This is a genomic window from Paraburkholderia sp. BCC1884 (genome assembly GCF_900996225.1).
In the GTDB taxonomy this organism is placed as follows: domain Bacteria; phylum Pseudomonadota; class Gammaproteobacteria; order Burkholderiales; family Burkholderiaceae; genus Paraburkholderia.
This window is the reverse complement of sequence record NZ_CAAJGL010000011.1, coordinates 1-13,478: the sequence shown is the minus strand read 5'-3', so window position 1 is coordinate 13,478 and position 13,478 is coordinate 1. Positions and strand designations below refer to the sequence as shown.

Below are 13,478 nucleotides of genomic sequence, written 5' to 3'. Positions count from 1 at the left end.
CGCACTTGATCGAAGCGAGAAGATGGTGAAAGCAATCCTGATCTGTGCCGCGCTAGTCGCGGTGAGTCTCACCGGCTGCGCCGGTTTGAGCACCGACGTGCACACCGCGAACCCCGCCGCGTCGTTCGCGGGCGCGCGCACTTATACGATCGCCCGGCCGCCGTCGCAGGATGCGAGCGCGAGCGCGCCGTCGTTCGAGACGCTGTTGCGCGCGGAATTGGCGAAGCAGGGGTTCGTCGATACGCAGGACCTACCCGCGCACTATCTGCTTTCGATTGCCTACGACACGCGGCCGGCGACGATCAGCGTCGCTACGAAGGATTGTCCGCCGGGCGAGTGTGACCGCGCGACGCCCGCGCCGTTTTCACTATTCGACGGTCCTGTGTATCAGCACGGGTTGACGCTGCGCTTTTTCGAGCGCGCGAGCGGACGTGAAATCTACAAAGTAAGCGCAATGAGCCGCGATCGCGACGCGGACGCGCTGCATGCGATGCCGTCGCTCGTCAAAAGCGCGCTGGCCAGATTTCCCTTCGACGCCCCGCCTGACTGGCGCGTGAAACTGCGCGCGCACGCGGCGGGCGGGGTGCCGGAGGTGACTTCGGTGAAACCGCTTCAACCGTAGAAGAACGGAAGCTTTTCTAATCCTGCGCTTTGTCGTCTTTCGCTTGCGGCCAGCGGTTTTCGAACACGCAATCCGCGAGCGGCATGCGGCTCGCCCAGCGCTCGGTCTCCAGCATCGGTTCGCTGTAAAACGCGTCGACGTGCCCAAGGCACAGAATCGCCACGGGTCGAGCGCCTTCGGGCATCTGCAGAAGCCGGCGCACGGTGTCCACATCGAAGAGCGAGACCCAGCCCATGCCCAAACCTTCGGCGCGGGCGGCCAGCCACATGTTCTGGATCGCACACGCGACCGACGCCAGATCCATCTCCGGCAAGGTGCGGCGGCCGAAGATATGGCGCTCGCGGCCGTCCATCAGCGCCATCACCAGCAACTCGCCGCAGTCCAGCATGCCTTCCACTTTGAGCTTCATGAACGCTTCGCGGCGTTGGCCGAGTGCGTCGGCCGTGGCGAGCCGTTCGCTTTCGACGGTTGCGTGCAAGGCCGTGCGCAACGCCGGTTCGGTAATGCGGGCGATGCGCCACGGCTGCATATAGCCGACGCTCGGCGCGTGATGCGCCGCGTCGAGCAGGCGCTGCAAGACGGCGGGGTCGACCGGGTCGCGCACGAAATGACGCATGTCGCGCCGTTCGTAAATCGCGCGGTAGACCGCCTCGCGCTCGGAGTCGTTAAAAGGCTTCGCCATGGAACAGGGCGGCCGCGAAGGCCGGGTTGGAGGGCCAATAAGTATGCATGTACGTCGCCACGATCGAGCCGGCGCGATACACCGCCTCGCCGGGCGCGTCGCCTTGCGGGCGGGTGGCCGAACGTAGCGGTGCGAGCGGTGTGCTCAGCTTCGAGTAATGAAACGTGTGACCCGTCATCGGACCGTGCAGGCTGTCGATCTGCTGCATGCCGAGTGCCGTGAAGCGCTTTTGCATCGTCGCCTGACCGGGGACGAGGCCGAGCATCGGCGTGCCGACACCCTGAGTGTCGGTGAGCTGATCCAGCAGATAGAGCATGCCGCCACATTCGGCGACGACGGGTTTGCCGGCGGCCGCGTGCGCGCGGATCGTCGCCGCGCTGCGAGTGTTGGCGGCAAGCGCCGCGGCGTGCAGTTCGGGGTAGCCGCCGGGCAGATAGAGCGCATCGGTGTGGTCCGGCAAGGCATCGTCGGCGAGCGGCGAGAAGTACGCGATGCGCGCGCCGAGCGCTTCCAGCAGTGCAACGTTGGCGGGGTAGATGAACGAAAACGCGGCGTCGCGTGCAATTGCAATCTGCTTACGATCCAGCAGTCGCGGCGGAATGTCCGGCACGGGCGTGCCGAAATCGACCGGTGGCGGCAAGGCGGCGAGCGCGGTTTCGCCGAGCGTGTCGGCAGCATGGTCGAGGCGCGCGTCGAGATCGTCGATTTCGGCCGCCTGATAGAGACCGAGGTGGCGATCGGGCAGGGCGATTTCATCGCGTGCACCGATGTGGCCGCACCAGCGTAGCGAGGGCGGCAAGGCCTCCTGAAGCATCTGCGCGTGACGCGGCGAGCCGACGCGATTGGCGAGCACGCCGTAAAACGGCACCTGCGGCCGGAAATGCGCAAGACCGAAGGCAACCGCGCCGAAGGTCTGCGCCATCGCCTTCGCCGAAATCACGGCGAGCACCGGCACGCCGAACACGGTGGCCAGGTCGGCGCTGCTCGGCGCGCCGTCGAACAGCCCCATCACGCCTTCGATCAGGATCAGATCGGCTTCGGCCGCCGCCTGCGCGAGCAGAGTGCGGCAGGCGGCCTCACCGACCATCCACAGGTCGAGCGACAGCACGGGTGCGCCGCTTGCCTGCGCCAGAATCATCGGGTCGAGAAAATCCGGCCCGGTCTTGAAGACGCGCACGCGCCGTCCCAGCCGCCGGTGATAGCGGGCAAGACCCGCCGTAATCGTGGTCTTGCCCTGGCCCGAGGCAGGCGCGCTGATGAACAGGGCGGGACACGCGGGCATCGCTCAGAACTCCACGCCACGTTGCGCTTTCACGCCCTGCTCGCGATACGGATGCTTGACAATGCGCATTTCGGTGACGAGGTCGGCGGCTTCGATCAGCGCGTCCGGCGCGTGACGGCCGGTCACCACCACGTGCAGCATCGGCGCGCGCGCGGTGAGTACCGACAGGACTTCGTCGAGCGGCAGATATTCATACTTGAGGACCGTGTTCAACTCGTCGAGGATCACCATCTGATAGTCGCCGCTTTCGATCATGCGGCGCGCTTCGTCCCAGCCTTTGCGCGCGGTCGCCATGTCGGCGTCGCGGTTTTGCGTGTTCCAGGTGTAGCCGTCGCCCATCGTGACGAAATCGCACTGGGCGATTGCGCCGAGGAAGTCGCGCTCCGACGTATGCAGTGCGCCCTTGATGAATTGCACGACGCCCAGCCGCATGCCGTGTCCGAGCACCCGCACTGCCATGCCGAATGCGGCGGTGGTCTTGCCTTTGCCCGTGCCGGTGTTGACGATCAGCAGACCTTTCTCGACGGTGGCGCCGGCCTGTTTCTTCTCGTGGCCTTCGCGCCGGCGCTCGGTCATACGTTGATGCGATTCGGGATCGGTTTTCATGGACGGTTCTGTTGCCGGGAGGCGTGATGGGTTGTTTGGGGCGCGGCGCAAGCGACGCTCGAAGCGATCGCCACGGTGACGCCCGCGTGGACGGTCTTGGGCACGACGAGGCGCGCGGTCGATGCGGTCGAGGCCGCTTCTGATGCCGCCAGCAGTGCACACGGTTCGCACACGCCATCGACGCCGAGATGTGCGCTTGCCGCCGCGGAAGGGTGGCTCACGGACACCGTCGCGATCTGTGCGCGACTAAAGAATTGCAGCCGCAGCGCGTGACGTGCGCAGAATTCGAGTAGACCCGCTTCCTGGGCCTTGCTGTCGATCGAGGCGACGACGCCGATCGCGTCGAATGTACAGGAGCCAAGTGCGTCGTGTACGGCGGCTTCGATCTGGTCGGCCGTGGTATGCAAGCGGCAGCCGATGCCCACGCTCAGCCCGGTCATGGCTTGAGTGTCCGGCCGGCGGCGTCGGGCAGTTCGGGACCGTCCGTCACGGCAGGGTCGGCACGCTCGCTTTTAGCCTCGCGCGCCAACGCCAACGAGGCCACGCCGCCGATCACCACGATCGCCGGCGAGCCGAGACCGGCGTGCGCAACCGCAGCGGCAAACTCGCCAAGCCGCCCGAGCACGTGCCGCTGTTCAGGCCGTGTCGCCGACTCGATCGCCGCGCACGGCGTCTGTGCGTCCATACCGGCCGCGAGCAAGGCGTCGACGATATCGTTCAGCCGCCGCATGCCCATATAGATCACGAGTGTCATGCGGGTGGCGACGAACGCAGCCCAATCGGGCTCGCCACTGCCCGCGCCGTGTCCGGTGACGAACACCACGCCTTGCGTGTGATCGCGGTGCGTGACGGGAATGCCAATCGATGCGGGCGCCGCGATGCCCGCCGTGATGCCGTTGACGACCTCCACCTCGATGCCCACGGCGTGCAGCGCTTCCTGCTCTTCGCCGCCACGTCCGAATACGAACGGATCGCCGCCTTTCAAACGGGCGACACTGCGTCCGGCCTGCAAATGCGCGAGCATTTGCGCGACGATGCCTGCTTGCGGCGTGGACGGATGGCCGCCGCGCTTGCCGACGTAGACGATCAGCGCATCGGCGCGCGCGAACTGCAGCACATCGGGATTCACGAGATCGTCGACCAGCACGACGTCGGCCTGCGCGAGCGCGCGGGTCGCCTTGAGCGTCATGAGTTCGACGTCGCCGGGACCCGCGCCGATCAGCCAGGCGCGCGTCATCGTGGCGTGCGTGGCGCACGCCACGTGGTGAGCGACGGGAGAGCGCGCGACGCGAAGCAGCGCCGGGCAGTAGAGTTTGAGGTCATGCGGTGCAACGGCTTCAGCGCCTTCATATCCGTCCCTCGCGGATTCCAGCGGCCGGCGGCGAAATGTTCGCCGCCTCCGCGTCTGGCCGGTATCCGGGCTGGCGGCCTCATGCGCTTTGCCTTCCCGTCTGGATTCGTCAGACAGTGGCAGTGAAAAACGCATGCGCGGCGCGAGAGCACTGCCTCGCGCGCCACAGGTCGCTTACCGTTGCGGGGACAGCACAGGTTGAGCGCGCAGGGCGCTGTCTGTTTCCCGTTTAACTGCACATGCGAACGCATGTGCGGGCACCAAACGCGCGCATACGATAGCACACGACGCCCCGTCCGATAAGCCTTCGCGGCCGGTGTTTCCTTGACGACAAGGGCCCGCGGGCCTAAACTCGCACGCACTTTGGTGCTCGTGTGCGCGCTCCTGCGCATGCAGTTAAACGGGAAACAGGGCGTCCTCCAGCCTGGATTCGGACTCACCTGTGCTGCCCCCGCAACGGTAAGCGAAATGTGGCGTTTCATGCAGTTGCAGAACGCCACGGAGCCGGCTTCGATGTCCACGCGCAAGTGCGCGTCGGCATATCACCACTGGGCGAGAAATCACTCGCCCGGGAAGGGGAAGCGGCGCTTTCGCCAGCCCGGATACCGGCCAGAGCACGTCGAACAATCGCCGCGGGGATGCGGCGCGGGTTCATGAACTCTCTCGCTTTCGGTTTCAGGTTGTCGCGGCAACGCCGTCGTTCGTCCCCGTGTTTGGCTTTTGCTGTTGCCTCTGCTTCTACGCCGTGTTTTTCCGGCTTGCGCAGACAAACACGCCGGCGTGCGCGCGCAACTCCTACGGATGGACCTCACGATGCAAACTCAAATGCGCAAGATTCCCGTCACGATCGTCACGGGCTTTCTCGGCAGCGGCAAGACCACGCTGTTGCGTCACATTCTTCAGCATGCGGGCGGCAAGCGCATCGCGGTGATCGTCAACGAGTTCGGCGAACTCGGCATCGACGGCGAAATCCTCAAGGGCTGCGGTATCGGTTGCGATGAAAACGGCGTGGAGACCGGGGGTCAACTGTACGAACTCGCCAATGGCTGCCTGTGCTGTACCGTGCAGGAAGAGTTTTTCCCGGTGATGGAAAAACTCGTCGAGCGCCGTGGCGAGATCGATCACGTGCTGATCGAAACCTCCGGCCTCGCCTTGCCCAAGCCGCTCGTGCAGGCATTCAACTGGCCGCAGATCAAGAACAGCTTCACGGTGGATGCGGTCGTGACCGTGGTGGACGGGCCGGCCGCCGCGAGCGGCCAGTTCGCCGACAACCCGGTCGCCGTGGATGAACAGCGCAAGGCCGACCCGAATCTCGATCACGAATCGCCGCTGCACGAACTGTTCGAGGATCAATTGTCGGCGGCCGATCTGGTGATTCTGAACAAAACCGATCTGCTCGACGACGCGCAGCAAGGCGCAGTCGAAGCCGTGATCCGCGAGGAAATTCCGCCGCAGGTGAAGATCGTGCGCGCACACATGGGCCAGCTCGATCTGCACACCTTGCTCGGGCTGGAAGCCGCATCGGAAGACACGATCCACTTGCGCCACGATCACCACGGTTCCGCCGAGGACGCCGATCACCATCACGACGAATTCGACTCGGTGGTCGTGCAGGCCGAGGTGAGTTCGCGCGAGGCCGCGATCGCCGCGCTTGAAGCGCTGGTGGAAACTAACACGATCTATCGCGTGAAGGGTTTTGCGGCCTTGCCGGGTGCGCCGATGCGTCTTGTGATTCAAGGTGTGGGCCGCCGCTTCGACAGCTATTTCGATCGACGCTGGCAAGCGGGCGAAGCCGGCCCGAGCCGCTTCGTGCTGATCGGCGAAGACCTCGATCAGGCCGCGCTGCAAAGCGCGTTCGACGCGGCGCTCGGCGTGTCGTCGAGCGCCGCCGCTCAGCAGGCGTAAGCGCTCATGCATCTGCTGCGCACCACGCCGGGGGGCTTTGTCGACGATACGCAAGGCGTGATCCGTATCGATCAGCAGCCCGCCGAGATCGTCGTGCTCAGCTCCGCCGACACCACGCTTTCGCTGCTCGCGAGCGTGGTTCCGCGCCTGGGCGAGGGCTTTCCGAGCGTGCGGCTCGCGAATGTCACGTATCTGCGGCAACCGGCCTCCGTCGATTTTTATCTCGAGGACGTGCTGCAGCATGCGCGCGTAGTGGTGGTCGATCACCTCGGCGGCGAGGCGTATTGGCCTTACGGGATCGAACAGGTGGTCGCGCTCGCCGAGCGCAAACAGCAGACGCTCGCGATGTTCTCCGGCGATCTGCAGGAAGATCCAAACCTGCTCGCGCGCAGCACCGCGGACGCCGGTTTGTGCCACCAGTTGTGGCGCTATCTGCGCGAAGGCGGCGCGCAAAATGCCGAGGCGTTTTTACGCGCGATCGCCTATCGCGAGTTGGGCTGGGGGCAGGAGCCTGCGCCGCCGCGCGCGCTGCCGGCTGCCACGCTTTACCATCCTGGACACGACTCGCCGACCATGGCCGACTGGCAGGCGCGCTGGAAACAGGGCGCGCCGGTTGCGGCGATTCTGTTCTACAAGGCGCATCTGCAGGCGGCCAATACGGCCGTGTTCGACGCGCTGATCGACGCACTCGAAACCCAGGGTCTGAATCCGCTGCCGCTTGCGATTACGTCGCTGAAAGATGCGATGAGCCGCGATGTCGTGCAGTCGCTGTGCGCGCAACACGATGTCGCGCTCGTGCTCAATTCCACGGCCTTCGCCGCGTCCGCGATCGACGACCCCGAGCCGCTCGCGCTCGCCGGCGACGCGCCCGTGTTTCAGGTGATCCTGAGCGGCGGCAATCGCGAGGACTGGGTGAAGGACAACCAGGGCCTCAACTCGCGCGATATCGCCATGCATATTGCGCTGCCCGAAGTGGACGGCCGCATCATCACGCGCGCGATCAGCTTCAAGGGACTGGCGTATCGTTGTCCGCATACGCAGGTCGATGTGGTCCGCTATCAGCCGGATCTCGAGCGCGTGGCTTTTCTCGGCGCGTTGAGCCGGCGCTGGTGCCGCCTGCGTTCGCTCGATAACGCCGACAAGAAGCTCGCGCTGATCCTCGCCAACTATCCGATGAGCGAAGGGCGCATTGGCAATGGCGTGGGACTCGATACGCCGGCGTCCGTGGTCGGCATTCTGGGCATGCTGCGTGACGAAGGCTACCGGCTCGGCGAACTGCCGCGCGACGGCGATGCGCTATTGAGCAAGCTCACCGAAGGCGTGACCAACGACCCGGTGGTGCGTGATTTGCGTCCCGCGTTGCAAAGCCTGGCGCTGGACGACTACCTCGTCCACTTCAGCGCGCTGCCCGCCGAGGCGCGTCAGGCATTGAACGCTCGCTGGGGCGCGCCCGAGCAGGACCCTACGCTGCGGCGCGGCCGTTTCATGATCGCGGGCTGGCGCTGCGGGCAGGTGTTCGTCGGCATTCAGCCGTCGCGTTCCCGCGAGCAAGGCGATTACGCGAGCTATCACGACGCCGAACTCGTGCCCCCGCACGCCTATCTCGCGTTCTATTTCTGGTTGCGTCATCAATTCGGCATCGACGCGGTCGTGCATGTCGGCAAACATGGCAATCTCGAATGGCTGCCGGGCAAGAGCGTCGCTTTGAGCGATGCCTGCTGGCCCGATCTGATTCTCGGGCCGATGCCGCATCTCTATCCGTTCATCGTCAACGATCCAGGCGAGGGCAGTCAGGCGAAACGACGCGCGCAGGCCGTCATCATCGATCATCTGATGCCGCCGCTCACGCGTGCCGAAAGCTATGGGCCGTTGCAGGATCTGGAGCGCCAGGTCGATGAATACTATGAAGCGCTGATGGTCGATCCGCGTCGCTCGAAGCTGTTGCGGCGCACGATTCTGGCGACCATCGTCGAACACAGACTGCATGAAGAATTGAGTCTTGCGCCGCCAAAGGGCGAGGACGATGAAGACGCGCTGCTCACGCGTGTCGATGCATGGCTGTGCGAGTTGAAAGAAGCGCAGATTCGCGACGGCTTGCATACGTTCGGGCAATCGCCCGAGGGTGTTCAGCGGCGCGATACCTTGCTGGCGTTGGGGCGCTTTCCAGTCGGCGACGGGCAGGGCGGCAAGGCCGGGTTAATCGATGCTTTGGCGCGCGATTTGCGCATCGATCATTTGTTCGATCCGTTGTCGGTGGACTGGTCGGCCGTGTGGGACGGGCCGCGTCCCGACGTCTTGCAGCAGATCAGCGATGCGCCGTGGCGGCACTGCGGCGATACGCGCGAGCGTCTGGAATTGCTTGCCGCCGAGCTGTTGCGCGGCGTGTGTGGCGAACCATCGCCAGCGGGTTTGACTGCTTATGCCGGAAGCCTGCCGCAAGCGGAGTGTGTGATCGAACGCTTGCGGCAGGACGTTCTGCCCCGACTCGACGCATGCGGCCTGCAGGAAATGCTGCAACTCAGGCGCGGTCTCGAAGGACGTTTCGTTCCGCCGGGTCCGAGCGGTTCGCCCTCGCGCGGTCGGCCCGACGTGCTGCCCACGGGCCGCAACTTCTATTCCGTCGACACGCGCGCGGTTCCGACCCAGGCGGCCTGGTCGCTCGGCCTGAAGTCGGCGCAGACGCTGATCGAGCGTCATCTGCAGGAAAAGGGCGACTATCCGCGCGCGATCGGGCTCTCGGTCTGGGGTACGGCGACGATGCGCACCGGCGGCGACGATATTGCCCAGGCGCTGGCGCTGCTTGGTGTGCGGCCGAAGTGGGCGCCGGGCAGTCATCGCGTGACCGACTTTGAAATCATGCCGATCGAGGTGTTCGACCGGCCGCGGATCGACGTCACTTTGCGGGTGTCCGGTTTTTTTCGCGACGCCTTCGCCAACGTGATGCATCTGTTCGACGCTGCCGTGCAGGCGGTCGCCGGACTCGACGAACCCGAACACCTGAATCCGATTCGCGCCCGCGTGCTGCGCGAGCGCGACGCGCTCATCGCGCGCGGCATGGACGCGGTCGAAGCGCGTCGGCGCGCCGGCTGGCGCGTCTTCAGCGCGCGGCCCGGCGCGTACGGCGCGGGTCTGCAGGACCTGATCGACTCGCAGCAATGGCAGACCGACGCCGATCTCGCCAACGCGTATCAGGCATGGGGCGGCTACGCGTACACGCAGAAGAGCGCGGGCGAGGAAGCGCGTCAGGCATTCGGCGCGCGGCTCGCCGCGATGGACGTGGTGCTGCAGAACCAGGACAACCGCGAGCACGATCTGCTCGATTCGAACGATTACTATCAGTTCCAGGGCGGCATGGTCGCGGCAGTGCGTCACCTGACCGGCGATCAGCCGAGCGTGTATCACGCCGACCACAGCAATCCGGCCGCGCCGCGCGTGCGCACGCTGCACGAAGAGATCGCGCGCGTGGTGCGCTCGCGCGTGGTCAATCCGAAATGGCTCGATGGCGTGAAGCGTCACGGCTACAAGGGCGCCGCCGAGATCGCCGCGACCGTCGACTATCTGTATGGTTATGACGCCACCGCGCGCGTGATCTCGGATCATCAATATGCGCTCGTCGCCGACGCGTATCTGAACGACGCCGACACTCGCGAGTTCATGCAGCGCCACAACCCGCATGCCTTGCATTCGGTTTGCGAGCGTCTGCTCGAGGCGATGCAGCGCGGTTTGTGGCAAACACCCGGCGACTATCGCGCGCAAGTCGAACAGCATTGGCTGGCGAGTGAGCAGCAGATCGAAGGAAAGCAACGATGAATGCGACGAATCCACGGCTGGGTTTTCCCTTCGCCGCGCTGATCGGTCAGACAGCCTTGCAGCAGGCGCTGTTGCTGGCCGCGATCGATCCTGGCCTGGGCGGCGTGCTGGTGAGCGGGCCGCGTGGTACGGCCAAGTCCACTGCGGCGCGCGCGCTGGCCGAACTGCTGCCCGAAGGGCAACTGGTGAATCTGCCGCTCGGCGCCAGTGAGGAACGTTTGATCGGCACGCTCGATATCGAAACCGTGTTGCGCGATAACGCGGTGCGCTTTTCGCCGGGCTTGCTCGCGAAAGCGCATCGCGGCGTGTTGTATGTCGACGAAATCAACCTGCTGCCCGACGCGCTCGTCGACGCGCTGCTGGACGCGGCTGCCAGCGGTGTCAATACGGTGGAGCGCGATGGCGTGTCGCATAGTCACGACGCGAGCTTCGTGCTGATCGGCACGATGAATCCCGAGGAAGGTGAGTTGCGGCCGCAATTGATCGACCGTTTCGGTTTGACGGTGGAGTTGGAAAACTGTTTCGAGCCGCGTGTGCGTCAGGAGATCGTGAAAGCGCGTCTCGCGTTCGATGTCGATCCCGCGGGTTTTCGGATCGGCTATGCCGCGCAGCAGGCGGAGTACGTGCAGCGGATTCGGGTGGCGCGTGAAGCCTTGCCCCGGCTTGCGTTCGACGACGCGGTGCACGCCTATGTCAGCGAGTTATGTATCGAGGCCGCCGTGGATGGTCTGCGCGCCGATCTCGTGATGCTGCGCGCGGCGCGTGCGCTGGCGGCGCTGGAGTTGGCGGATGCGGTGACGGTGGAGCACGTTGAGCGTGTCGCCGGGGCGGTGTTGATTCACCGGCGTCATGATCGTGCGGCGAATTCAAGCGGCGGTTCGGGGGACGGCGACGCGCCAGCCGACGATCCTTCAAACGAGGCGAAAGCGAACGCTGCTTCCAGCGGCGCGAAAGCGAACACGTCTTCTGGACGCGGCGCCGGGCGCGCGCCGGATGCTGCCCGATCGGCCGCGCCAGCCGATGACAGCGACTGGGGTTATCTGCCGCCGCAGCCCGTTCCTACGACGCAAGTCAAAGGCGTGGTGCCGCTTGGCGTAAAAAAACGCTGAGCCATCGGAAGGGCGCCGCCGCTGACTCGCTCAGCGGTTTCCGATGGCAGCAAGGCGCAAGGTTGATGTCGCGCGGCGCGTTGCGTGAACGCCCGCACGGCCGGCCCGGCAAGCGCATCGCCTGGCCGCAAACCATCGTCGCCAAACGCCAGGGCGCGTTGCGCGCGGAACATCTGCGTTTCGTCCGTGAAGCGCCGCGTGGTGGCGTGCTGCATTGCTTCGTCCTCGATTGCTCGGGGTCCATGCTGGGCGGCCGGCAACTCGCGCTTGCCAAGGGGCTGCTGGTTGCCTTGTTCGATCAGGCGAGCACCGCGCGTGCCGAGGCGGCGCTGGTGTGTTTCGGCGGGGCGGGCGCGGATGTCCGCTTCGGGCCGGCGGTGCCGCGCTGGTGGAACGAGCGCTGGCTCGGTCCGGTGGGCGGCGGCGGTGGCACACCGCTCATCGACGGGATTCGGCGCGCGGCGCAAGTGCTCGGGCGCAGCGCCCGCCGCAAGCCGGCGCAACGGCGCTGGCTGTGGATTCTGACCGACGGCCGCACCAGCGATCAGCCGACGCGTCCGCCAGAAGCGGACGAAGTCGTGTTCGTCGACTTTGAACGTGGTTCGATTCGCCTTGGACGTTGCGCAATGCTCGCCGAAGCGTGGGGCGCGCGGCTGCATACGCCGGAAGAACTGATGGATTGATCGTTCGAGCGGCGCGTCTTGCCGAGCCGCTCGCGGCCGGGCTTATTTGAGTCCGGTCGACCAGTACTGCACGTCGTCCTGGCGATCGAATACGTAGACCTTCATCGCCATCTGCTCAGCGTGATTGAGTTGATCGAATTCGATTCCATGGACCGACGGTTCGCCCGGGCCGCTGCCTTTCTGCACATTACGGATGACCGCCGAGGTCTCGACCTCGGTGTCGAGATCCGTCGATTTCAGGCGGAAAGCTACGCGCAATCGATCGCCCACCGCGCCGAGCGTCCACGACGCCGCCAGCGACATGCCGAGTGCGCTGATACCTTTGGCTAATCCCAGACCTTCATAAACATCGCCGGTTTCGCCGATGCCGAAGCGCACCGGCAGATGCGCCTGGACCCGGATCGACTTGCGTTCGCGCAGACGGCGGATCACGCCCGGCTTCGACAGCACGACGTAATCGAACGGCGAACGGCAGACTGTTTCAATGGTGCAGACGAACCGGAACACGGCGTGGCTGGCGATGGCCACGATCTCGATGTTTTCACCGGCGCTCAGCGGCAGCAGACGCCCCTCGTGAACGGGCGGCGTGACGAACAGCGCGTGATTCGGCGCGAAGCCGATGATGCGGCACGGATGCATGGGCGAGCCGCTGCCCACTTGCGACCTAGCGCCGATCAGCGCGCCGATTTCCAGATGCATGTCCTTGACGGTCAACTGGCCGTTGGGATCGGTCTGGGGGTCGCCTGCCGGCAGTTCGGGCCGGGCGGCGTCCTGCAGATCGCCGCGGCGCGGCTGGAAGTTATTGAACAGGAAGGTGCGTTCGTCCGTGGTCGCCAGAATCGTACCGCTGGCGAAGAGGAGCGCGCCGTCGGCGTCGACGATGGGCCAGTCGAGTGGGCTGCCTACCGGGACCGCGTCCACACTCAGCGCGGGCGAAGGCGTGGCGGGTGCGGTGTTCTCGACGTGTTCCGCGACTGGGTTGTCCATGGGCGATTAATGTCGGAGTGACGGGATATCCATGTTGACGGCCGGCGAGCGGGAAACTTTAGCGTCGGCGCCGGGTGCTGGTTTCTTACGCATTATTTTCTGCATATTGGAGTAAATCGGATCACTAAGTAATTTATCGCGTCGATCTCTGCACGTTTTTTAGGCGCCTTGCAATTTGATGAAAATATTCTGCGAAGGGGGTTGACGGCCTGTCAGTCGATCGCCATAATCTCGTTTCTCTGCTGCAAGAGCAGCGACGCAGAACGAAGCGGTACAGGCGGTTGTGAAGTTGGCAGCTGCGGTGGCCGGTGAGGTGGTGGATGCGTACTCGATCTTTAAAAATTAACAGCCGATAAGTGTGGGCGCTTGATGCGCGATGCGAGCCGGGTCCTTCGGGGTCTGGCGCAAAGCAGAAGTATCAAGTCTCACACAGTAATGAAA

General features: G+C 65.1%; 11 protein-coding genes and 2 riboswitches. Of the genes, 5 read left to right on the top strand and 6 right to left on the bottom strand.

The genetic code is table 11. The features are described 5' to 3' along the window. The first annotated feature begins 22 nt into the window (after positions 1-22). On the top strand, positions 23-622 hold the full coding sequence (locus FQ705_RS00105) for a DUF4136 domain-containing protein (RefSeq protein WP_144137445.1): 600 nt from the start codon (positions 23-25) through the stop codon (positions 620-622). 16 nt (positions 623-638) lie between these two features. On the opposite strand, the gene bluB is transcribed toward FQ705_RS00105, so the two are convergent. Genes bluB through cobA form a run of 5 tightly spaced genes read right to left on the bottom strand, consistent with a single transcriptional unit; the run spans position 639 to position 4,429 of the window. After that, a complete protein-coding gene (gene bluB, locus FQ705_RS00100; protein ID WP_144137444.1) occupies positions 639-1,304 on the bottom strand; it encodes a 5,6-dimethylbenzimidazole synthase in 666 nt (221 codons plus the stop codon). Then, a complete protein-coding gene (locus FQ705_RS00095) occupies positions 1,288-2,586 on the bottom strand; it encodes a cobyrinate a,c-diamide synthase (protein ID WP_144137443.1) in 1,299 nt (432 codons plus the stop codon). Before FQ705_RS00095 ends, bluB begins: the two co-directional genes overlap by 17 nt. Before the next feature lie 3 nt (positions 2,587-2,589). After that, positions 2,590-3,192, bottom strand: coding sequence for a cob(I)yrinic acid a,c-diamide adenosyltransferase (gene cobO / locus FQ705_RS00090; protein WP_144137442.1), 603 nt, complete (start codon positions 3,190-3,192; stop codon positions 2,590-2,592). Then, complete coding sequence (locus FQ705_RS00085; RefSeq protein ID WP_144137441.1) at positions 3,189-3,632, bottom strand: cobalamin biosynthesis protein; 444 nt, start codon at positions 3,630-3,632, stop codon at positions 3,189-3,191. Before FQ705_RS00085 ends, cobO begins: the two co-directional genes overlap by 4 nt. Continuing rightward, complete coding sequence (gene cobA, locus FQ705_RS00080) at positions 3,629-4,429, bottom strand: uroporphyrinogen-III C-methyltransferase (RefSeq protein ID WP_144137440.1); 801 nt, start codon at positions 4,427-4,429, stop codon at positions 3,629-3,631. Before cobA ends, FQ705_RS00085 begins: the two co-directional genes overlap by 4 nt. A 152-nt stretch (positions 4,430-4,581) precedes the next feature. Beyond that, positions 4,582-4,823, bottom strand: a riboswitch (cobalamin riboswitch). Positions 4,824-4,890: 67 nt separating this feature from the next. Continuing rightward, positions 4,891-5,172, top strand: a riboswitch (cobalamin riboswitch). Positions 5,173-5,356: 184 nt separating this feature from the next. Between cobA and cobW the strand changes: the two genes are divergently transcribed. The 4 genes from cobW (at position 5,357) to FQ705_RS00060 (ending at position 12,050) form a co-directional block, all read left to right on the top strand. Beyond that, a complete protein-coding gene (gene cobW / locus FQ705_RS00075; RefSeq protein WP_313955653.1) occupies positions 5,357-6,448 on the top strand; it encodes a cobalamin biosynthesis protein CobW in 1,092 nt (363 codons plus the stop codon). Positions 6,449-6,454: 6 nt separating this feature from the next. After that, positions 6,455-10,258 carry a cobaltochelatase subunit CobN gene (gene cobN / locus FQ705_RS00070; protein WP_144137438.1) on the top strand — a complete coding sequence of 1,268 codons (3,804 nt, stop codon included), beginning with the start codon at positions 6,455-6,457 and terminating at the stop codon, positions 10,256-10,258. Then, on the top strand, positions 10,255-11,367 hold the full coding sequence (locus tag FQ705_RS00065) for an ATP-binding protein (protein WP_144137437.1): 1,113 nt from the start codon (positions 10,255-10,257) through the stop codon (positions 11,365-11,367). Before cobN ends, FQ705_RS00065 begins: the two co-directional genes overlap by 4 nt. 65 nt (positions 11,368-11,432) lie before the next feature. Next, on the top strand, positions 11,433-12,050 hold the full coding sequence (locus FQ705_RS00060) for a vWA domain-containing protein (RefSeq protein WP_144137436.1): 618 nt from the start codon (positions 11,433-11,435) through the stop codon (positions 12,048-12,050). Between the two features lie 42 nt (positions 12,051-12,092). Here the strand turns inward: FQ705_RS00060 and FQ705_RS00055 are convergent, their stop codons facing one another. After that, complete coding sequence (locus FQ705_RS00055) at positions 12,093-13,037, bottom strand: flagellar brake protein (RefSeq protein ID WP_144137435.1); 945 nt, start codon at positions 13,035-13,037, stop codon at positions 12,093-12,095. Positions 13,038-13,478 lie beyond the last annotated feature (441 nt).

Excerpts from the sequence above, each read along its gene's own strand:
- FQ705_RS00105 (WP_144137445.1), top strand. The coding sequence starts at position 23 with ATGGTGAAAGCAATCCTGATCTGTGCCGCGCTAGTCGCGGTGAGTCTC.
- bluB (WP_144137444.1), bottom strand. The coding sequence starts at position 1,304 with ATGGCGAAGCCTTTTAACGACTCCGAGCGCGAGGCGGTCTACCGCGCG.
- FQ705_RS00095 (WP_144137443.1), bottom strand. The coding sequence starts at position 2,586 with ATGCCCGCGTGTCCCGCCCTGTTCATCAGCGCGCCTGCCTCGGGCCAG.
- cobO (WP_144137442.1), bottom strand. The coding sequence starts at position 3,192 with ATGAAAACCGATCCCGAATCGCATCAACGTATGACCGAGCGCCGGCGC.
- FQ705_RS00085 (WP_144137441.1), bottom strand. The coding sequence starts at position 3,632 with ATGACCGGGCTGAGCGTGGGCATCGGCTGCCGCTTGCATACCACGGCC.
- cobA (WP_144137440.1), bottom strand. The coding sequence starts at position 4,429 with ATGACGCGCGCCTGGCTGATCGGCGCGGGTCCCGGCGACGTCGAACTC.
- cobW (WP_313955653.1), top strand. The coding sequence starts at position 5,357 with ATGCAAACTCAAATGCGCAAGATTCCCGTCACGATCGTCACGGGCTTT.
- cobN (WP_144137438.1), top strand. The coding sequence starts at position 6,455 with ATGCATCTGCTGCGCACCACGCCGGGGGGCTTTGTCGACGATACGCAA.
- FQ705_RS00065 (WP_144137437.1), top strand. The coding sequence starts at position 10,255 with ATGAATGCGACGAATCCACGGCTGGGTTTTCCCTTCGCCGCGCTGATC.
- FQ705_RS00060 (WP_144137436.1), top strand. The coding sequence starts at position 11,433 with ATGTCGCGCGGCGCGTTGCGTGAACGCCCGCACGGCCGGCCCGGCAAG.
- FQ705_RS00055 (WP_144137435.1), bottom strand. The coding sequence starts at position 13,037 with ATGGACAACCCAGTCGCGGAACACGTCGAGAACACCGCACCCGCCACG.